This window comes from Microbacterium sp. Yaish 1 (assembly GCF_002245215.1).
Taxonomy (GTDB): domain Bacteria; phylum Actinomycetota; class Actinomycetes; order Actinomycetales; family Microbacteriaceae; genus Microbacterium.
Genome location: NZ_NPMR01000002.1, coordinates 513840 through 532696, shown reverse-complemented (window position 1 = coordinate 532696; position 18857 = coordinate 513840). Strand labels below are relative to the sequence as shown.

Sequence of the window (18857 nt, the reverse complement as noted above, 5' to 3'; positions counted from 1 at the left end):
ACAGTGGGATCGGGGGCTTTTTTCGCCGCGTACGTCGATCAGAGGCCGTCGTGCGCTACCTTCGGGGCATGGCGTACTGGCGGGACAACGTGAAGACGTGGTCGGGATCGCGGCTGTGGCTGCTGATCGTTCAGATCGTGGCGGCCGCCGGCCTGCTCGTCATGAACGTCTGGTCCGTCGCGCGCGGTGACGGCGGCGCGTTCACCATCGTGCTCGCCGTGCTGTTCGGCGTGCTGTTGGTGTTCTGGGTCGCAACGCTGATCGGCGTCTTGCGGGCCCGACGCGAAGGCGCGACCGTCGACGATGAGCGTGCTGAGTGATGTCGTGCGCGTAAGCGGAAGCCCCCGACCTCGGCTGAGGTACGGGGGCTTTCGTGGGCTATAGCGGTCTCAGGTCTTGTTGCGGATCGAACGCATGAGCCAGGCGATGACCGCGATGAGGATGAGCGCGATGCCGACGAACAGCAGGAACTTCACCGCTTCGACGAAGATTCCCGTGAAGAGCAACGCGATGCCGATGATGATGAGGATGATCGCAAGTGCAGGCATGCCTCGATTGTGACGCGGACCGGGCTTCGGCGCAGGTCCTTGACCTCGCGCTGCGCAGACTCTATGAGGGCGCCTACGGGCGCGCGTCGGCGGGTGACTGTTCGGTCCCCTGATGGAAGCGCAGCGTCAGGGTGTCGCCGGTAGTGGCCCAGACGGAGGAGTGGCGGCTGATGCGCGTGCCGGCGATGAGGCGATACGTCACGAGCACCGTGTCGACGTCCAGGCGCTGGATGACCCACTCGTCCGTCTGCGGGGTGTCCCGGGCCGCTTCCTCGACGAGCTCGACGAGGAGATCGGACCGTGTCCACAGGCGACCGGATCGGCCGATCTCGGTGAAGTCGGGATGGATGAGCTGACGCAGGCGACGCGCGTCCTGGCGCACGGCACTCGTGAGCAGGTCGCGCTCGGCGTCGCGGATGCGGCCGGCGAGGTCGTCGGCTACGCCGACGGCTTCGAGCTCGTTCATCAACGTCGCTCGATGACGACGAGGCCCTGCTTCACGTCGGCGACCTGAGCGTAGCCGTCGCCGAAGAAGTAGGTGACGCCGTATCCGTCGCCGTCGATGTTGAGCGCGAAGGCCGGGTCTTCGGTCAGGTAGACCCCGCCGTCGCCCTCTTCGCGGATCCACCCCTGGGACTCGAGGGCGCGCTCGGCATCCGTCGTCTCGGCAGCGGTGAGGGGCGCCCATCCGAACTGGAGGATGTTGCCGCCGGGCTCGGCGGCGTTCGTCCAGGTGCACGAGACTCCCGCGTCGATCTGCATCTCGCCGATCATGAACGGACCCTGCTGGTACTCCCAGCCCTGTGACTGCAGCTCTTCGAGGCTCGCCTCTCGGATGATGTTCTCGCACGTCGGGTCGGGCAGGGCGGGCTCGGAAGCGGTGGCCTCGGGCGTCGCGACGGGCGACGACGGCACGGCCTCGGGAGGAGCGGTCTCGGCGGGCTCGGGGGCCGAGCATCCGGCGAGCAGCATCAGGATCGCCGCGGAGCCGGTCGCGAGGGCGAGGGGTGCGTGCCGCCGGGTCATGCGTCGCCGCCGTCGCGGGAGAGCAGTTCGAGGTAGGTGTCGTGGAGCACGCCGTTGGTCGCGAGAGATGAGCGGGTCGACAGGGTTTCGGCGCCGTCGATGTCGGTGAAGCGTCCGCCCGCCTCGCTCACGATCGGGACGTGTGCGGCCAGGTCGTACTCCTTCACGCCGAACTCCGCCACGAACTCCAGTCGGCCCTCCGCCAGGAGCATGTACGGCCACGCGTCGCCGTAGCCGCGGTCACGCCAGACCCGTCGCGAGAGTGCGAGCAGCTGCTCGCCGCGACCCACCTCGTCCCACTGATGGATGCTCTGGAAGCTGATGCTCGACTGCGCGAGGTCGTCGATCGATGACACCGCGATGCGCCGGGGGGTCGTGTCGCCCGGGACGTTCGTCCACGCGCCGTGTCCCGTCGCGGCCCACCACCGGCGGCCGATCGCCGGCTGACTGACGACACCGACCCGAGGCGCGCCGTCCACGGCCAGCGCGATCAGCGTCGCCCACATCGGGATGCCCTTGAGGTAGTTCGCGGTGCCGTCGATGGGGTCGATGATCCACTGGCGACGCGCGTCTCCGGTGGCACCGTACTCCTCGCCCAGCACGCTGTCGTCAGGTCGCTCCGCGCTCAGGAGGTCGCGGATGGCGCGTTCCGTGGCCAGGTCGGCCTCGGTCACGTGCGATGCATCTGCCTTCAGCTGGACGTCGAGGTCGGCCGCGTCGAACCTGGACATGCTCACCGCGTCGGCGGCGTCTGCCAGGCGGAGCGCGAGAGCCAGGTCGTCGGCCAGGGCGTCTGCGAACGGCGCTGTCGGATCCGGTGTGGAGGGGGTCACGGCTCCAGGATACGACGCGCCGGAGGCCTCGATTGGCGCGATGACGCGAAGTGGGGTAACGTTTCTCCTCGGTTCGCTTCACTGCGAACAGCCTGCACCTCTAGCTCAATCGGCAGAGCAACTGACTCTTAATCAGTGGGTTCTGGGTTCGAGTCCCAGGGGGTGCACCAGCACGAAGGCCCCGCAACTCTCGCCAGTTGCGGGGCCTTCGTGTGTTGCCGTCAGGGCGCGGTCGAGCGCCTCAGAACGGCGGGGCGCCGCCGGCGGTCCGCAGGGCATGGCCCAACGCGGTCGGTGTCGCGTTCACGACGGAGTGTGGTCTGTCACCGCCGGGTGGACCCGCGGTCGTGAATGCCACCAGGGGTGGTGGTGCGTCATCGCGGTAGATCCGCCCGGTAGGTGAGGTCCACACGAGCCGCCCGCCGGGGAGTTGTTGTACTCGCCATCGGGAGTGGTGTTTGACGTCGTGGTGTCGTTTGCAGAGGTTGGCGAGGTTGCATACGTGGGTGGCGCCGCCGTGGGATGCGGCGATGGTGTGGTCGAGTTCGCAGCGGATGGCGGGTTGTCGGCATCCGGGGTATCGGCAGTGCCGGTCGCGGGCGCGCAGCAGTCGCACCATGGCGGCGGTGGGCCGGTAGGTGTCGCATTCGAGCACGGTTCCGGTGACGGGGTGGGTGAGCAGCCGGTCCCAGGAGGTCGCGTTGCCGGCGAGCTCGCGGGCGGTGGCGGCGTCGATGGGGGAGCGGCCGGCCAGGTCGGCGGGCCCGTTGTCCTGTCCCATGAGTGTCAGCGCGGAGACCGCGACCTGCACGTTTGCGCGGATGGCTCCGAGCGTTCCGTCGCCGTCACCGGCGCCGGTGGGATCGAGGGCGGGCGTTCCGGCGAGCAAGAGGTCGGAGAACACGTCGGCGCGGACCTGGTCGATCGTGCGGGCATCGTCGATGAAGGACGAGCCCCCGCCAACCGCTTCGTCTCCGTCGCCCTCTGCGCTTTCCGCCTCGTCACCCACCTCGGCACGCACCTCGTCGGCCTGCGCCCGCGCGTTGATGATCTCCCGCGCCTGCCGCGTGAGACGATCCACGATCCCGTCCGCGATCACCGTCGGCAGCGTCGCGATGAGATCCGACATCCCATCGGCGCCGGCCTGCACCCGCACGCACCGTCCCGCCGAGGCCTCCTCGTGCCGCTCAGTGAAGCTCCGCGGATGCATCCGCTCTGCCAGCATCCGCAGTACGTCACGCACCCGATTCGGCGTCTCGCCCTCGCACCGTTCGACCGCAACGCGTTCGAACTCCGCCCGCTCTGCCGCGGGCACCAGACCCCCGACCTCCTGGATCACCCGCACGTGGCCGCGGACGATGCGCCCGTCCTCCCACGCCGCCATCGTCACCGGGTAGTTCTCAACCAGGTCCCGCGCCTCGTCGATGCGGCGCTGCAGCGTTCGGTCGGTCGTGACGAACACCCCGGCGAGCTCCGCGGCGATCCCGCGCAACGCCATCTCTCGCGCCTTGACCTTCTCGGATGCCCCAGCGGCCTGCTTCTCCGCGAGTACCCCGGCCGCCGCGAGCACCCGAACCTCCCGGACCTGGACCGCCCGCGCGGCATCCGAAACCCCCTCGGCATCCGCGACCAGCTGAGCGAGGACGTCGACATCACCGTCGCTGCCCATCCCGCCGCCGAGTCCGCCATTCGAATGCATGTTCGAATCATGTCACGGACCTCCGACATCGCCCCGTCACTCTCCACAGCTCGAACACGGTCGCGGTCATCCCGAGCTCGTGCGCTGTCGCCCGTCGACGTCGGCTCCGCTCTTAGGCTGGGAGCATGACCCCGCCCGAGATCGTCATCGTCGCAGCCTCCCGTACCCCGCAGGGGCGCTTGCAGGGCAGTCTGTCGTCGATTCCGGCGCCCGAGCTCGGCGGCACCGCCATCGCCGGGGCGCTCGCGGCGTCGGGCGTTGCCGCAGCGGCCGTCGACGCGGTCATCATGGGGCAGGTGCTCCCCGCTGGAAACGGGCAGAACCCGGCTCGTCAGGCTGCACTGTCGGGCGGCATCGGGTGGGATGTCCCGGCCTCCAGCGTCAACAAGGTCTGCCTGTCCGGACTCACCGCGATCATCGACGCGTCGCGCATGATCGCGCTCGGTGACGCCGAGGTGGTCGTCGCGGGCGGCATGGAGTCGATGAGCCGAGCGCCTCACCTGCTTCCCGGCTCTCGCTCGGGATGGTCGTACGGATCCATCGAGGTGCTCGACCACGCCGCGTTCGACGGTCTGACCGATGCGTACGATCGCGAGAGCATGGGCGCCTCGACCGAGCGTCTGAACTCGCGCTTCGACGTCACCCGGGAGGAGCAGGATGCCGTCGCCGCGCGCTCGCACCAGCGTGCCGCGGCTGCCCGCGACGCGGGCCGCTTCGCGGCTGAGATCGCGCCGGTGACTGTTCCGCAGCGCCGAGGTGAGCCTGTCGTCATCGACACCGACGAGGGCATCCGCGCCGGCACGACCGCCGATACTCTCGCCGGTCTGCGCCCCGCCTTCGCGAAGGGCGGCTCGATCACGGCGGGCAACGCCTCGCAGATCTCCGACGGCGCAGCCGCGGTGGTGCTCACCACGCGAGAGCGTGCCGAGCGCGAGGGATGGCCGGTCATGGCCGTGCTCGGCGCCAGCGGTCAGGTGGCCGGACCCGACAACTCGCTCCACGAGCAGCCCGCCGTCGCGATCGAGCGCGCACTCGCGAAGCACGGAATGACGGCATCCGATCTGGATCTCATCGAGATCAACGAGGCGTTCGGCGCCGTCGTCGCGGCCTCGGAGCGCCGCCTGGGCGTCTCACCCGACATCGTCAACATCGACGGCGGGGGAATCGCGCTCGGCCACCCCATCGGCGCTTCCGGAGCGCGGCTCGTCGTGCATCTGGCCCACGAGCTCGCGCGCCGCGGCTCGGGGACGGCCGCCGCGGGCCTGTGCGGGGGCGGCGGTCAGGGCGAGGCTCTCATCCTGACTCGGTGACCCCGGCGGCCCTCGTCAGCGGCGGTTGCGCTTGACCCGCTCGGCGAAGAGCTTGTCGCGGTCGACGTTGGAGTCGTCCGCGACGAGACGTCCGCGCGCCCCGCGGTAGCTGTCGACCACGGCGCCGATCGCGAGAGCCATCGTGATACCCCAGCTGAGCCAGGCGAGGGCGGTGCGCCACGTGAACGGCTCGTCGCTGCGGGCCGAGCGGAGCAGCGTCACGCCGCCGGTGATCGCGGAGAAGAGGCCGGTGCCGAAGAGGTACTTGCGCATACCACAAACGTAGCTGGCCCTGAGGGGCGCCGGGCGCGCGGGTAGGCTGGCATCACCGCCGATCGCAGCCTGGAGGCATGCATGAGCACCGCTGATTTCGTCGTCGTCGCCAACCGGCTTCCGGTTGACCGGAACACGGATGGTGGTGGGGACGGGGAATGGCGCCGTTCGCCCGGAGGGCTCGTCACCGCCCTCGAGCCCGTCATGCGACGCACCGAGGGTGCTTGGGTCGGCTGGCCCGGTAAGCCCGACCTCACGTTCGAACCGTTCGACTTCGACGGCATGCACCTTGTTCCCGTCGCGCTCAGCGCCGCTGACGTCGAGGACTACTACGAGGGCTTCTCCAACGACACGATCTGGCCGCTCTACCACGACGTGATCGCGGCCCCGCGGTACCGACGCAACTGGTGGGAGGCCTACCAGCGTGTCAATCGCCGCTTCGCCGAAGCGGCGGCGGCTGTCGCGGCGGACGGCGGCACCGTGTGGGTGCAGGACTACCAGCTTCAGCTCGTGCCGAAGATGCTGCGCGATATGCGTCCCGACCTCACGATCGGCTACTTCCACCACATCCCGTTCCCGGCGTACGGGCTGTACTCGCAGCTTCCGTGGCGCAAGCAGGTGCTGGAGGGGCTGCTCGGCGCCGACGTGATCGGCTTCCAGCGGGTCGCCGATGCCGGCAACTTCGCCCGCGCCGTGCGGCGCCAGCTGCGGTACGAGACCAAGGCCAGCGGCATCCGCGTCCCGGCGGAGGGCGGCGGGCACCGCACGGCTCTTGCGAAGGCCTTCCCGATCTCGATCTCGACAGATGACTACATCGAGCTCGCTCAGCGCCCCGACATCCAGGCGCGCGCGGCGGAGATCCGCGAAGACCTCGGCAACCCGAAGACGGTGCTGCTCGGGGTCGACCGTCTCGACTACACCAAGGGAATCCGGCACCGGCTGAAGGCGTTCGGCGAGCTCATCGAAGACGGGCGCGTCTCGGTCGAGGATGCGACGCTCGTGCAGGTCGCCAGCCCGAGCCGCGAGCGCGTCGAGTCGTATGTCCAGTTGCGCGACGAGATCGAGCTCACGGTCGCGCGTATCAACGGCGATCACGACACGTGGGGTCACAGCGCGATCCGCTACATGCACCAGGCCTTCCCGCGCGAGGAGATGGTCGCTCTCTATCTCGCGGCCGACGTCATGCTCGTCACCGCCCTTCGCGACGGCATGAACCTCGTCGCGAAGGAGTATGTCGCGAGCCGCATCGACAACCGCGGTGTCCTCGTGCTGAGCGAGTTCGCCGGCGCTGCGGACGAGCTCGCGAGCGCCGTGCGCATCAATCCGCACGACATCGACGGCATGAAGGACGCCATCGTGCGGGCGATCGAGATGCCCGCGGCCGAGCAGGGGAGGCGCATGCGGGCTCTCCGCAAGCGCGTCCGCGAGCACGACGTGGATGACTGGTCCCGCTCGTTCCTGGACGCTCTGGCGGCAGCAGCCGAGCGCAACGGGATGACGGACAGCGCGGCGTCGGCTCGGGCGGTCTCCACCGCCGCGACGGAAGCGGAGGCGAGCGCGTGACCGGCGAGGAGATGACATCCCCCGACGCGCTCACGGCCGCCGTCACGCGGGCTGCGCACGCGCGCCACCTGCTCGTCGCCCTCGATTTCGACGGCACGCTCGCGCCGCTGGTCGACGAGCCCATGTCGGCCCGGATGCTGCCCGCGGCGCGCGAGGCGCTCACGCGGCTCGCGCAGGAACCCGACACGACGGTCGCGCTCGTATCGGGGCGAACGCTCGAGCACCTGGCGGAGATCTCCGAGCGCGATCCCGATTCGCGGATCCATCTCGCCGGTTCGCACGGCGCCGAGTTCTGGCATCCGGGCGCCGAAGCCGATTCCGAATCCGATGACGATGCCGCACTCCGCGATGCCCTGACGGCGCAGGCGGAGCAGATGGTCGAGGGCATCGCGGGCGCGTGGATCGAGCACAAGCGGTTCGGATTCGGTCTCCACACGCGCCTCGCCGACCGGGCGAGCGCGGCGGACGCAGCAGCTCGTATCGACGCGCTCGTCCGCACGGAAGCCCCGACGTGGCGTCGGCGCACCGGCCAGGACATCCTCGAGTTCGCGTCGCGTCACGAGGGCAAGGACTCGGCGGTGCGCAGACTCCGTGAGCGGGTCGGTGCCGACGTGGTCGTCTTCGCGGGCGACGATGTCACCGATGAGGACGCATTGCGATCGCTCGGTGCCGGCGACGTCGGCATCCGGGTGGGCGGGGGAGAGAGCGTCGCCCAGTATCGGGTGCCGGATGCCGCCGCGCTCGCGGAGCTGCTCGGCCGGCTCGCCGAGGCGCGCGCCGGAGAATGAGCCTCGGCCCGCGGGCATACAATTCGAGAATGCCCGACAGCTCCGAGACCATCGACATCAAGCCCCGCAGTCGTGCCGTCACCGACGGCATCGAAGCCACGACCTCCCGAGGCATGCTCCGTGCCGTCGGCATGGGGGATGAGGACTGGGACAAGCCCCAGATCGGCATCGCCTCGAGCTGGAACGAGATCACTCCCTGCAACCTGAGCCTCGACCGGCTCGCGCAGGGCGCCAAAGAAGGCGTGCACTCCGGCGGCGGCTACCCGCTGCAGTTCGGCACCATCTCCGTCTCGGACGGTATCTCGATGGGCCACGAGGGCATGCACTTCTCGCTCGTCTCGCGCGAGGTGATCGCCGACTCCGTGGAGGCCGTCATCATGGCCGAGCGGCTCGATGGCACCGTGCTGCTCGCCGGCTGCGACAAGTCGATCCCGGGCATGATGATGGCGAGCGCGCGTCTCGGCCTCTCGAGCGTCTTCCTCTACGCCGGATCGACGATGCCCGGCTGGGTCAAGCTCAGCGACGGCACTGAGAAGGACGTCACGATCATCGACTCGTTCGAGGGCGTCGGCGCGTGCCGCGCCGGCAAGATGAGCGAGGCCGACCTCAAGCGCATCGAATGCGCCATCGTTCCCGGTGAGGGGGCGTGCGGCGGGATGTACACCGCCAACACGATGGCCTCCGTCGGTGAGGCCCTGGGCCTGAGCCTGCCGGGGTCGGCCGCGCCGCCGTCGGCCGACCGTCGCCGCGACTACTACGCCCACCGCTCCGGCGAGGCCGTCGTCAACCTCCTGCGCCAGGGCATCACGACGAAGGACATCCTGACGAAGGAGGCGTTCGAGAACGCGATCGCCCTCGTCATGGCGCTCGGCGGCTCGACGAACGCCGTCCTGCACCTCCTCGCGATCGCCCGCGAGGCCGAAGTCGACCTGAGCCTGCACGACTTCAACCGCATCGGCGACAAGACGCCGCACGTCGCGGACATGAAGCCGTTCGGCCAGTACGTCATGAACGACGTCGACCGCCACGGCGGCATCCCCGTCGTCATGAAGGCGATGCTCGATGAGGGGCTGCTGCACGGCGACGCGCTGACGGTGACGGGCAAGACGCTGGCCGAGAACCTCCGCGACCTCGACCCGGAGCCCATCGACGGCAAGGTGATCCACACGTTCGACAACCCGATCCACGCCAGCGGCGGCATCACGATCCTGCACGGATCGCTCGCCCCCGAGGGCGCCGTCGTCAAGACCGCCGGATTCGACGCGGCCATGTTCGAAGGGCCCGCCCGCGTGTTCGAGCGCGAGCGGGCGGCGATGGATGCCGTCGCGAACGGCGAGATCGAGCCGGGCTCGGTCATCGTCATCCGCTACGAGGGGCCGAAGGGCGGACCCGGCATGCGCGAGATGCTCGCCATCACGGCCGCCATCAAGGGCGCCGGCCTCGGGAAAGATGTACTACTCTTGACGGACGGACGATTCTCAGGCGGCACAACCGGCCTGTGCATCGGCCACATAGCACCCGAAGCGGTGGACGCAGGTCCCATCGCATTCGTGCGCGATGGTGATCTGATACGGGTCGATATCGCGGCTCGCTCCCTCGACCTACTCGTCGACGAGGCTGAGCTGAACGCCCGCCGTGACGGCTGGGCTCCTCTTCCCCCGCGCTATACCCGTGGCGTTCTGGCCAAGTACTCCAAGCTCGTGCGCTCCGCCGCGGAGGGCGCGACCACCGGCTGACTTCGGCTCCGACATCGTCTCCTCTTCTCCAGCGAGGTTCATCACCATGTCCACCGACATCTCCGCGGCCATTCCCCGGCCGCCGTCCCGCACGCCCTCGGCACCCGTGATCACGGGAGCGGAGGCCGTCGTCCGCTCGCTCGACAACCTCGGCGTCACCGAGGTCTTCGGGCTTCCGGGCGGCGCGATCATGCCCGTCTACGACCCGCTCATGGACGATGAGGCGGTGCGCCACATCCTCGTCCGGCACGAGCAGGGCGCCGGCCACGCCGCCGAGGGCTATGCCGCGGCATCCGGCCGAGTCGGAGTCGCCATCGCGACCTCGGGTCCCGGCGCGACGAACCTCGTGACGGCGATCGCCGACGCGTACATGGACTCCGTCCCGCTCGTGTGCATCACGGGCCAGGTGTTCTCGACCCTGATGGGAACGGATGCCTTCCAGGAGGCCGACATCGTCGGCATCACGATGCCGATCACGAAGCACTCCTTCCTGGTCAAGACCGCCGAGGAGATCCCGGGCGCCATCGCCGCGGCCTTCGAGATCGCCGGCACCGGTCGCCCCGGCCCCGTGCTCGTCGACATCACGAAGGACGCCCAGCAGAACACCGCGCCGTTCGTGTGGCCGCCGAAGGTCGACCTGCCGGGCTACCGTCCGGTGACCAAGGCGCACGGCAAGCAGATCCAGGCCGCCGCGCAGCTGCTGGCCGAGTCGCAGAAGCCCGTCCTCTACGTCGGCGGCGGCGTCATCCGCGGGCGTGCCTCGGACGAGCTGCTGACCCTCGCCGAGGCGACGGGCGCACCGGTCGTCACCACCCTCATGGCGCGCGGCGCGTTCCCCGACTCGCACCCGCAGCACCTCGGCATGCCGGGCATGCACGGCACGGTGCCCGCGGTGCTCGCGCTGCAGGAGTCCGATCTGATCGTCGCCCTCGGTGCGCGCTTCGACGACCGTGTCACCGGCAAGGCGTCGTTGTTCGCGCCGCACGCCAAGGTCGTGCACGTCGACATCGATCCGGCCGAGATCTCGAAGATCCGCTTCGCCGACGTCCCGATCGTGGGCGATGTGCGCGACGTGCTGGTCGACCTCGAGTCGGCCTTCCGCGGCGTGATCGGTGACGGCAAGCCCGACACGACCGAATGGTGGGCCTACCTCGACGGGCTGCGCGAGGAGTTCCCGCTCGGCTACGCCCCGACGACCGACGGGCTGCTGTCGCCGCAGCACGTGATCCAGCGGATCGGCGAGCTCACCGGTCCCGAGGGCGTGTACGCCTCCGGCGTCGGCCAGCACCAGATGTGGGCCGCGCAGTTCATCAAGTACGAGCGCCCCAACTCGTGGCTCAACTCCGGCGGGGCCGGCACCATGGGCTACGCGGTCCCCGCGGCCATGGGAGCGAAGGTCGCCCAGCCCGACCGTGTGGTCTGGGCGATCGACGGTGACGGCTGCTTCCAGATGACCAACCAGGAGCTGGCGACCTGCGTCATCAACCAGATCCCGATCAAGGTCGCCATCATCAACAACTCGTCGCTCGGCATGGTGCGCCAGTGGCAGACGCTCTTCTTCGACGGTCGCCACTCGAACACCGACCTGAACACCGGGCACGGCACGGCGCGCATCCCCGATTTCGTCAAGCTCGGCGAGGCGTACGGCTGTCTCGCCATCCGGGTCGAGACCGAGGACCAGATCGACGACGCCATCAAGCTCGCACTCGAGACGAACGACCGCCCCGTCGTCATCGATTTCGTCGTGAGCGCCGACGCGATGGTGTGGCCGATGGTCCCGCAGGGTGTCAGCAACAGCTACATCCAGTACGCCCGCGAGCACGCGCCCGCATTCGACGAGGAGGCCTGAGATGTCGCGCCACGTGCTGAGCCTCCTGGTGGAGGACAAGCCGGGTCTGCTGACCCGCGTCGCCGGGCTGTTCGCCCGACGCGGTTTCAACATCGAGTCGCTCGCGGTCGGCGTCACGGAGGTGCCGGGTCTCTCGCGCATCACCGTCGTCGTCGACGTCGAGGAGCTCCCGCTCGAGCAGGTGACGAAGCAGCTGAACAAGCTCGTCAACGTCATCAAGATCGTCGAACTGGACTTCTCGTCGTCGGTGCAGCGCGAGCACATCCTCATCAAGGTGCGGGCCGACAATCAGACCCGTTCCAACGTCATCGAGGTCGCGAACCTGTTCCGGGCGTCGATCGTCGACTACGCACCCGATGCCCTGGTCGTCGAGGTGACCGGAGACCGCGGCAAGATCGACGCGATCCTCCGCGCCTTCGAGCCCTTCGGTATCAAGGAGCTCGCCCAGTCGGGTCTGCTCGCCATCGGGCGCGGCGGCAAGAGCATCACCGAACGCGTCCTGCGCGGCTGACCTTCCGAACCACGAATCAAGGAGAAACACACGAACATGGCCGAGATCTTCTACGACGACCACGCCGACCTGTCGATCATCCAGGGCAAGAAGGTGGCGATCGTCGGCTACGGCTCGCAGGGGCACGCTCACGCCCAGAACCTCCGCGACTCCGGCGTCGAGGTCGTCATCGCGCTCAAGGACGGCTCGAAGTCGGCCGCGAAGGCGCAGGACGAGGGCTTCGAGGTCAAGAACGTCGCGGATGCCGCGGAGTGGGCTGATCTCATCATGATCCTGGCGCCGGACCAGCACCAGCGCTCGATCTACGCCGACTCCATCAAGGACAAGCTGACGGCGGGCAAGACCCTGGCGTTCGCACACGGCTTCAACATCCGCTTCGGCTACATCGACGCTCCCGAGGGTGTCGACGTCATCCTCGTCGCTCCGAAGGCTCCGGGCCACACCGTGCGCCGCGAGTTCGTCGCCGGCCGTGGCATCCCCGACATCATCGCGGTCGAGCGCGACGCCTCCGGCTCGGCCTGGGACACCGCACTGTCGTACGCGAAGGCCATCGGCGGCACCCGCGCCGGGGTCATCAAGACCACGTTCACCGAAGAGACCGAGACCGACCTCTTCGGCGAGCAGGCCGTGCTCTGCGGTGGCATGAGCCACCTCGTGCAGTACGGCTTCGAGACGCTCATCGAGGCCGGCTACCAGCCCCAGATCGCCTACTTCGAGGTGCTCCACGAGCTCAAGCTCATCGTCGACCTCATGTGGGAGGGCGGCATCGCCAAGCAGCGCTGGTCGATCTCCGACACCGCCGAGTACGGCGACTACGTCTCGGGCCCCCGCGTCATCTCGCCCGAGGTCAAGGAGAACATGAAGGCCGTGCTCGCCGACATCCAGTCGGGTGCGTTCGCGCAGCGCTTCATCGCCGACCAGGACAACGGCGCCACCGAGTTCCTCGGCCTCCGCGAGAAGGAGCAGGGTCACCCCATCGAGGCGACCGGCAAGGAGCTGCGCGGCCTCTTCGCCTGGAAGCAGCAGGACAGCGACTACATCGAGGGCAGCGCCGCGCGCTGACCCGTGACGGACGGCTCCGTCCGCTCCGCGACCCTCGGCGGCACCCCGTCGAGCCCGGCCTCGTGCCACGGAAGCCCGGTCCCCATCAGGGGCCGGGCTTTCGGCGTGCTTGCACCGCCCCGACCTTTTACGATGGATGCATGCCCGTCCGTAAGAAGCAGTTCGCTCGCGCGCGCCTGGGGGCGGTGTGCGTCGCAGCTTCTGTGATCGCGGGGGCGATCACCGCGCCATCCGCCTGGTCGGTCTCGGCCGACGAGGTCGAGATCGTTCCGCGGTCGGACACTCCGGTCCTGCCGACGGAACCAGAGGACGGCGAGACGAACGAGGATGTCGTGAGCCCGGCGCCGGGGGAGAGCGGCACGCCGTCTCCCGAGCCGACGCCCGACCCCTCGCCCACCGACGGGCAGCCCACGCCGTCGCCCAGCTCCAGCCCGTCGCCGAGCCAGCCGACGCCAGAGCCCTCTCCTCCCGTTCCGGTGCCGCCGGCACCGGTCCCGCCGCGCGTCGAAGGTGACGCGGGCATCGAGCTGCGCGCACCGACCGCCGTTCGCCTCGGCGCTCTGCTGCGCCTGACGGCTCGCAACGCCGCCCCGGCCTCGCCGACGCCCGAGCCGAGCGATGTCGTCCATGTCGACGGCGGGCCCGACGTCGGGGGATCGGCCCAACTCGGCGCGTCGGTTCCCGCGGAGGACCCCACGGGACGAACCGATGCCGTCCGCGTCGGCTCGCTGCACGACGGTTCGGGTGCCGAGCTCGCGCGACCCGCCGTCTGGGCCCCGTGGGGCGGCGCCCTGGCCGTCGCCGGTGCCGCCGTCGCCGTGCTCGTCCTGCGTGGCGGTCGCCAGATCGGTCGCTGACCTCGTCCGAGCGCGCTCGTGCCTCCCGTTCGCCGGTGGCCGGGCGCTACTCTGAGGAGGTGACGAGCCGCGATGACGACGCCCTGAGCTGGGCCGGAGACGACGACCCGACCCTCGTGTCCGCGCCTGCGCCGGCTCCCGTGGCAGGGCCCGGGTCCGCGCGGCGCCAGCGCGACGAGCCGGTCGACGCAGAGACCGACGTGCCGGGCGAGGTCTCGGCTGAGGCTCCGCCCGAGGGCTTGAGCAATGCCGCGCTGATCTCGCTGGGAGTTCTCGGCGGCATCTACCTGCTGTACTCGGTCGGCTGGTTCGTGGGCGGCATCCGCGTCCACAACCTCAGCGGTCTGCTCGGGATCGACGCCGCCGTCTCGGTTCCCGTCCTCGTGCTGGCCGTCGCCGCGCCCGCCATCTGGTTCATCGCGACGTACGTGCTCACCCGGGGAGCGCGCGCCTGGATCCGGTTCGCCTGGCTCGTCGCGGGGGCGCTGCTGCTCGTGCCCTGGCCGTTCGCGACCCTTGGAGCGGGGAGTTGACTGCGATGAGCGACACGCAAGAAGCCCGTCGAACGCCCGCGGTATGGCAGGTGGCCACCGTCGCCGGTGCCTTCGGCCTCTTCTACGCATACGCGGTCTGGGCCGCGGTCCCACTGCTGGTCACCCCGTCGCCGGCTCGAACCGCGGTCGGGTGGGTCGCGGTGATCGCCGCCGTGGTGCTGCCGATCCTGATCTTCGCAGGAGCATTCGCGCTCGGGTGGCGCCGGCGCCCGGGCGCGTTCGCGCTGATCCTTCTCGCGGGACTCGGACTCGCGGCGGTGTTCTTTCTGAACGTGCTGTCGTTCGCTCTGACCTCCGGCGCCGTCTGAGTCCGCACGACGTCACACGGTCGTGGGTGTCGTCGGCGCCGCGCTAGGCTGAGACGACCCGCCGCACCGCCGTCGGCTGTCGTGGCGACCACCCGTTCCGCGCTCCTGCGCATGCTCCAGAGGATCGTCCGTGCCCCAGCCCGTCGTGCTCATCGCCGAAGAACTCTCGCCCGCAACGATCGATGCCCTCGGTCCTGATTTCGAGATCCGATCGGTCGACGGCGCCGACCGCGCCGCGCTGCTCCCGGCCCTCGCCGACGCGCATGCCGTGCTGATCCGGTCGGCGACCAAGATGGATGCCGAAGCGATCGCCGCCGCGCCGTCGCTCAAGGTCATCGCGCGTGCCGGCGTCGGACTCGACAACGTCGACATCAAGGCCGCGACGGCCGCCGGCGTCATGGTCGTCAACGCCCCGACCTCCAACATCATCTCGGCGGCCGAACTGACCGTCGGGCACATCCTGAGCCTCGCGCGTCACATCCCCGCGGCTCACGCGTCCCTCGCAGCCGGCGCCTGGAAGCGCTCGTCGTTCACCGGCACCGAGCTGTTCGAGAAGACAGTGGGCATCATCGGCCTCGGCCGCATCGGCGCGCTGATCGCCGCACGGCTGCAGGCTTTCGGCGTCAGCGTCGTCGCGTACGACCCGTACGTCACGCCCACCCGGGCGCAGCAGCTCGGTGTGACGCTGCTGAGCCTCGACGAACTGCTCGCGCAGAGCGACTTCGTCACGATCCACATGCCCAAGACCCCCGAGACGACCGGCATGATCGGTGCGGAGCAGTTCGCGCGCATGAAGAAGTCGGCCTACGTGGTCAACGTCGCTCGCGGCGGGCTGATCGATGAGGAGGCGCTGTACACCGCGCTCACGACCGGAGAGATCGCGGGCGCCGGTCTGGACGTGTTCACGACCGAGCCCCCGAAGGAGGACGGCACTGCGTTCCCCCTCCTCTCGCTGCCCAACGTCATCGTCACGCCCCACCTCGGCGCCTCGACGGACGAGGCGCAGGAGAAGGCCGGAGTCTCGGTGGCGAAGTCGGTCAAGCTGGCTCTCGAGGGCGATCTGGTGCCCGATGCCGTCAATGTCGCCGGTGGCGTCATCGACCCGTTCGTCCGCCCCGGTATCGCCCTGGTCGAGCAGCTCGGTCAGATCTTCACCGGCCTCGCGCCCAGCGCGCTCACGAGCCTCGACATCGAGGTCCGCGGCGAACTGGCGGACTACGACGTCAGCGTCTACCGGCTCGCGGCGCTGAAGGGGATCTTCACCAACATCGTCAGCGAGAACGTCTCGTACGTGAACGCTCCGCTCTTCGCGGAGCAGCGCGGCATCGAGACGCGTCTCATCGTCGAGTCCGACAGCCCGCTGTACCGCAACATCACGATCCTGCGCGGCACGCTCTCCGACGGCTCGGTCCTGACTGTCGAGGGCACGCTCGCCGGAACGCGCATGGTGCCCAAGGTCGTCGGGATCAACGGTTACGAGGTCGAGGTGCCGATCGAGCGCCATCACGTCGTGATGCGATACGCCGACCGCCCGGGCATCGTCGCCATCTACGGCCAGAAGCTGGGGGAGGCGGGCATCAACATCGCGGGCCTGCAGGTCGCGCGGCCCGATGCGTCCGGCCGGGCCCTCTCGGTGCTGACGGTCGACTCGCCGGTGCCCGACCACCTGCTCGACGAGATGCGCGAGGCCGTGGCCGCCGATCTGTTCCGCCAGATCGAGCTGACCGAGGTCTGACGATGCGGAACGGTGCCCGGGGTGCTTTCGCCCCGGGCATCGTCATCGCTGTGCGACGCCGAGGACGAGCCGGATGAGCGCGTCGAAGTCCTCGCCCTGGGGGAGGGGGCCGACGACCGCCCCCGCGCCGAGGGCGTTGTTGAAGTAGAGGCCGTCGCCCACGAGCAGAACGAGCTGCAGCGCCGTCTCGTCACGAGTGTGACCGCGCAGCGCCTCCTCCCAGAGAGTCCGGACGTCGCGGAGCGCCGCGCTCGCGGCGGGGTGCCCGCTCTGCGCGAGTCGCGATCCGGCGAGGAGCGCGCGATCGAGGGCGCTGTCCTCCATGACGGAGGTCCGCAGGTAGGCGGCGACGATGCCCTCGGGGTGCTGCGCCATGTCATCGACATCGAGGCGGGCGAGCTCCATCATCCGATCCAGCAGGGCCGTCTCGAGCGCCTCCTTCGAGGCGTAGTGGTAGAGCAATCCTCCCTTGGAGACACCGGCTGCTGCGGCGACGGCATCCATCGTGGCGCCGCGTGCGCCGTCGGATATCAAAAGGTTCTCGTACGCGTCGAGCACGCTCTCGCGTGCACGTGGGGGACGACTCATGTCTTCGATCCTCTCGCGTTTCGGCGTTCGGTCCTGTTACTATACCGGCTGGACGGTGAACTAATGACGTTGACAGAAGAGATCGCAATCGCAGACGGACAGGGCCGGCGCGTCGGCTGGCAGGGGTGGGCGGCACTCGGCGTGCTCATGCTGCCGGTTCTGCTCGTGTCGGTGGACAACACGGTGCTCAGCTTCGCGCTGCCCGAGATCGCTCGCGCGCTGAGTCCGACGAGCGCCCAGCAGCTCTGGATCATCGACGTGTATCCGCTCATTCTCGCGGGCCTGCTCGTGACCATGGGGTCGCTCGGAGACCGGTTCGGCCGTCGTCGGATGCTGCTGATCGGCGCCACCGGGTTCGCGACCGTCTCGGCGCTGGCGGCCTTCGCCCCGAGCGCCGAACTCCTGATCGCCGCTCGTGCCGCAATGGGCGTGTTCGGTGCCATGCTGATGCCTTCGACGCTCTCGTTGCTGCGCAGCATCTTCACCGACCGCGATCAGCGACGGCTCGCCATCGCGGTCTGGGCATCCATGTTCTCGGCCGGCGCGGCTCTCGGCCCGATCGTGGGTGGCCTCCTGCTCGAGCACTTCAGCTGGGGGTCCGTGTTCCTCATGGCGGTGCCCGTCCTGGTACCGCTTCTCGTGCTGGCACCCTTCCTCGTGCCCGAGAGCCGCGATCCGCGACCGGGCCGCATCGACCCGATCAGCATCGCTCTGTCGATGCTGACGATGGTGCCGATCGTCTACGCGATCAAGGACTTCGCCGTGAAGGGGTGGGGTGTCATGCCGCCGGCGCTGTTCGCGATCGGTGTGGTGTTCGGCTGGCTCTTCGTGCGTCGTCAGTTGCGGGCGAGCGAGCCGATGCTCGACATGCGGCTGTTCTCGCGCGGCACCTTCAGCGGCGCGCTGCTGGTCAACCTGCTGAGCGTCGTCGCGCTCGTGGGCTTCCTGTACTTCGTCACGCAGCACCTGCAGCTCATCGTCGGCCTGTCGCCGCTGCAGGCGGGGCTCGCGCTCGTGCCCGGTCTGGCCATGATGATCGTCGCGGGCCTGGGAGTCGTGCCCATCTCCCGCCGGGTGTCGCCTCGCATCGTCGTCCCCGCGGCTCTGACGCTCTCGGCCGCCGGTTACGTCATGATCGCTCTTCTCACCGAGCCCGACAGCATGATCGAGCTCGTGCTTGCCTTCGCCCTGCTGGGCATGGGCATCGGGGCGGCGGAGACGGTCTCGAACGAGCTCGTGCTCGCGAGCGCTCCTCCCGCCAAGGCCGGCGCGGCGAGCGCGGTCTCGGAGACCGCCTATGAAGTGGGCGCAGTCCTCGGAACGGCCGTGCTCGGCGGCATCCTGACGGCGATGTACCGGCTCGGCATGGCCGTGCCCGAAGGTGTTCCCGCCGAAGCGGCCGACGAGGCGCGAGAGACCCTCGCGGGCGCGGTCAACGTCGCACAGGACCTGCCCGACTCCGTCGGACGTCAGCTGCTGGACGCCGCGGCGCACGCCTTCGACTCCGGCGTCGGCGTGACGGCGACGATCGGCGCCGTGCTGGTCGTCTGCGCGGGCATCATCGCGGCCACTACGCTGAAGGGATCCCACTCGCGGCCCGCCGAGCACTGAGCGCTC

Annotated in this window: 20 protein-coding genes and 1 tRNA gene; 14 read left to right on the top strand and 7 right to left on the bottom strand. The window is 69.4% G+C overall.

Going from position 1 to position 18857, the window contains the following annotated elements; genetic code table 11:
- Window positions 1-68 precede the first annotated feature (68 nt).
- Window positions 69-320 carry a hypothetical protein gene (locus CI089_RS11620; RefSeq protein WP_094261711.1) on the top strand — a complete coding sequence of 84 codons (252 nt, stop codon included), beginning with the start codon at window positions 69-71 and terminating at the stop codon, window positions 318-320.
- 69 nt (window positions 321-389) lie between these two features.
- On the opposite strand, the gene CI089_RS16465 is transcribed toward CI089_RS11620, so the two are convergent.
- The 4 genes from CI089_RS16465 to CI089_RS11610 all read right to left on the bottom strand — a co-directional run bounded on the left by CI089_RS16465 (window position 390) and on the right by CI089_RS11610 (window position 2407).
- Window positions 390-548 (bottom strand): hypothetical protein, encoded by a 159-nt coding sequence (locus CI089_RS16465; protein WP_023951097.1) that lies wholly within the window; start codon window positions 546-548, stop codon window positions 390-392.
- A gap of 73 nt (window positions 549-621) precedes the next feature.
- Window positions 622-1014: a nuclear transport factor 2 family protein gene (locus CI089_RS16460; RefSeq protein ID WP_179223319.1), complete on the bottom strand. Its 393-nt coding sequence runs from the start codon at window positions 1012-1014 to the stop codon at window positions 622-624.
- Window positions 1014-1574, bottom strand: coding sequence for a hypothetical protein (locus tag CI089_RS16455; protein WP_179223318.1), 561 nt, complete (start codon window positions 1572-1574; stop codon window positions 1014-1016). Before CI089_RS16455 ends, CI089_RS16460 begins: the two co-directional genes overlap by 1 nt.
- Window positions 1571-2407 carry an inositol monophosphatase family protein gene (locus CI089_RS11610; RefSeq protein ID WP_256977879.1) on the bottom strand — a complete coding sequence of 279 codons (837 nt, stop codon included), beginning with the start codon at window positions 2405-2407 and terminating at the stop codon, window positions 1571-1573. The genes CI089_RS16455 and CI089_RS11610 overlap by 4 nt, the downstream gene beginning before the upstream one ends.
- 94 nt (window positions 2408-2501) lie before the next feature.
- Between CI089_RS11610 and CI089_RS11605 the strand changes: the two genes are divergently transcribed.
- Window positions 2502-2577: transfer RNA gene (locus CI089_RS11605), tRNA-Lys, on the top strand.
- A 71-nt stretch (window positions 2578-2648) separates the two neighbouring features.
- On the opposite strand, the gene CI089_RS11600 is transcribed toward CI089_RS11605, so the two are convergent.
- The gene (locus tag CI089_RS11600) at window positions 2649-4106 is read right to left on the bottom strand and encodes an HNH endonuclease signature motif containing protein (RefSeq protein ID WP_256977877.1); all 1458 of its coding nucleotides are present in this window, start codon (window positions 4104-4106) and stop codon (window positions 2649-2651) included.
- Between the two features lie 125 nt (window positions 4107-4231).
- Here CI089_RS11600 and CI089_RS11595 point away from each other — a divergent pair, with 125 nt between their 5' ends.
- Window positions 4232-5416, top strand: coding sequence for an acetyl-CoA C-acyltransferase (locus CI089_RS11595; RefSeq protein WP_094261709.1), 1185 nt, complete (start codon window positions 4232-4234; stop codon window positions 5414-5416).
- 15 nt (window positions 5417-5431) lie between these two features.
- On the opposite strand, the gene CI089_RS11590 is transcribed toward CI089_RS11595, so the two are convergent.
- Entirely contained in the window at window positions 5432-5689 is a 258-nt protein-coding gene (locus tag CI089_RS11590; protein ID WP_023951084.1) for a hypothetical protein, read from the bottom strand.
- Window positions 5690-5770: 81 nt separating this feature from the next.
- On the opposite strand from CI089_RS11590, the gene CI089_RS11585 reads away from it, so the two are divergent.
- The 10 genes from CI089_RS11585 (at window position 5771) to serA (ending at window position 16652) form a co-directional block, all read left to right on the top strand.
- The gene (locus CI089_RS11585) at window positions 5771-7252 is read left to right on the top strand and encodes an alpha,alpha-trehalose-phosphate synthase (UDP-forming) (protein ID WP_094261708.1); all 1482 of its coding nucleotides are present in this window, start codon (window positions 5771-5773) and stop codon (window positions 7250-7252) included.
- Window positions 7249-8040, top strand: coding sequence for a trehalose-phosphatase (gene otsB, locus CI089_RS11580; protein WP_256977874.1), 792 nt, complete (start codon window positions 7249-7251; stop codon window positions 8038-8040). Before CI089_RS11585 ends, otsB begins: the two co-directional genes overlap by 4 nt.
- 29 nt (window positions 8041-8069) lie before the next feature.
- The gene (gene ilvD, locus CI089_RS11575; protein ID WP_094261707.1) at window positions 8070-9776 is read left to right on the top strand and encodes a dihydroxy-acid dehydratase; all 1707 of its coding nucleotides are present in this window, start codon (window positions 8070-8072) and stop codon (window positions 9774-9776) included.
- A 46-nt stretch (window positions 9777-9822) separates the two neighbouring features.
- Window positions 9823-11625: an acetolactate synthase large subunit gene (locus CI089_RS11570; RefSeq protein WP_094261706.1), complete on the top strand. Its 1803-nt coding sequence runs from the start codon at window positions 9823-9825 to the stop codon at window positions 11623-11625.
- 1 nt (window position 11626) lies between these two features.
- Window positions 11627-12136 (top strand): acetolactate synthase small subunit, encoded by a 510-nt coding sequence (gene ilvN / locus CI089_RS11565; protein WP_023951074.1) that lies wholly within the window; start codon window positions 11627-11629, stop codon window positions 12134-12136.
- Between the two features lie 36 nt (window positions 12137-12172).
- On the top strand, window positions 12173-13198 hold the full coding sequence (gene ilvC, locus CI089_RS11560) for a ketol-acid reductoisomerase (RefSeq protein WP_023951072.1): 1026 nt from the start codon (window positions 12173-12175) through the stop codon (window positions 13196-13198).
- 140 nt (window positions 13199-13338) lie between these two features.
- A complete protein-coding gene (locus CI089_RS11555) occupies window positions 13339-14055 on the top strand; it encodes a hypothetical protein (RefSeq protein WP_094261705.1) in 717 nt (238 codons plus the stop codon).
- 59 nt (window positions 14056-14114) lie between these two features.
- Entirely contained in the window at window positions 14115-14588 is a 474-nt protein-coding gene (locus tag CI089_RS11550; RefSeq protein WP_094262466.1) for a hypothetical protein, read from the top strand.
- A gap of 5 nt (window positions 14589-14593) precedes the next feature.
- A complete protein-coding gene (locus CI089_RS11545; RefSeq protein ID WP_094261704.1) occupies window positions 14594-14917 on the top strand; it encodes a hypothetical protein in 324 nt (107 codons plus the stop codon).
- Between the two features lie 130 nt (window positions 14918-15047).
- Window positions 15048-16652, top strand: coding sequence for a phosphoglycerate dehydrogenase (serA, locus tag CI089_RS11540; protein ID WP_094261703.1), 1605 nt, complete (start codon window positions 15048-15050; stop codon window positions 16650-16652).
- Window positions 16653-16694: 42 nt separating this feature from the next.
- On the opposite strand, the gene CI089_RS11535 is transcribed toward serA, so the two are convergent.
- Window positions 16695-17240 carry a TetR/AcrR family transcriptional regulator gene (locus CI089_RS11535; RefSeq protein WP_179223317.1) on the bottom strand — a complete coding sequence of 182 codons (546 nt, stop codon included), beginning with the start codon at window positions 17238-17240 and terminating at the stop codon, window positions 16695-16697.
- Between the two features lie 63 nt (window positions 17241-17303).
- Between CI089_RS11535 and CI089_RS11530 the strand changes: the two genes are divergently transcribed.
- Window positions 17304-18851 (top strand): MFS transporter, encoded by a 1548-nt coding sequence (locus CI089_RS11530; RefSeq protein WP_094261701.1) that lies wholly within the window; start codon window positions 17304-17306, stop codon window positions 18849-18851.
- The last annotated feature ends 6 nt before the right edge of the window (window positions 18852-18857 follow it).

Coding starts and splice junctions, on each gene's coding strand:
- CI089_RS11620 (WP_094261711.1), top strand. CDS start 69: ATGGCGTACTGGCGGGACAACGTGAAGACGTGGTCGGGATCGCGGCTG.
- CI089_RS16465 (WP_023951097.1), bottom strand. CDS start 548: ATGCCTGCACTTGCGATCATCCTCATCATCATCGGCATCGCGTTGCTC.
- CI089_RS16460 (WP_179223319.1), bottom strand. CDS start 1,014: ATGAACGAGCTCGAAGCCGTCGGCGTAGCCGACGACCTCGCCGGCCGC.
- CI089_RS16455 (WP_179223318.1), bottom strand. CDS start 1,574: ATGACCCGGCGGCACGCACCCCTCGCCCTCGCGACCGGCTCCGCGGCG.
- CI089_RS11600 (WP_256977877.1), bottom strand. CDS start 4,106: ATGCATTCGAATGGCGGACTCGGCGGCGGGATGGGCAGCGACGGTGAT.
- CI089_RS11595 (WP_094261709.1), top strand. CDS start 4,232: ATGACCCCGCCCGAGATCGTCATCGTCGCAGCCTCCCGTACCCCGCAG.
- CI089_RS11590 (WP_023951084.1), bottom strand. CDS start 5,689: ATGCGCAAGTACCTCTTCGGCACCGGCCTCTTCTCCGCGATCACCGGC.
- CI089_RS11585 (WP_094261708.1), top strand. CDS start 5,771: ATGAGCACCGCTGATTTCGTCGTCGTCGCCAACCGGCTTCCGGTTGAC.
- ilvD (WP_094261707.1), top strand. CDS start 8,070: ATGCCCGACAGCTCCGAGACCATCGACATCAAGCCCCGCAGTCGTGCC.
- CI089_RS11570 (WP_094261706.1), top strand. CDS start 9,823: ATGTCCACCGACATCTCCGCGGCCATTCCCCGGCCGCCGTCCCGCACG.
- ilvN (WP_023951074.1), top strand. CDS start 11,627: ATGTCGCGCCACGTGCTGAGCCTCCTGGTGGAGGACAAGCCGGGTCTG.
- ilvC (WP_023951072.1), top strand. CDS start 12,173: ATGGCCGAGATCTTCTACGACGACCACGCCGACCTGTCGATCATCCAG.
- CI089_RS11555 (WP_094261705.1), top strand. CDS start 13,339: ATGCCCGTCCGTAAGAAGCAGTTCGCTCGCGCGCGCCTGGGGGCGGTG.
- CI089_RS11545 (WP_094261704.1), top strand. CDS start 14,594: ATGAGCGACACGCAAGAAGCCCGTCGAACGCCCGCGGTATGGCAGGTG.
- CI089_RS11535 (WP_179223317.1), bottom strand. CDS start 17,240: ATGAGTCGTCCCCCACGTGCACGCGAGAGCGTGCTCGACGCGTACGAG.
- CI089_RS11530 (WP_094261701.1), top strand. CDS start 17,304: ATGACGTTGACAGAAGAGATCGCAATCGCAGACGGACAGGGCCGGCGC.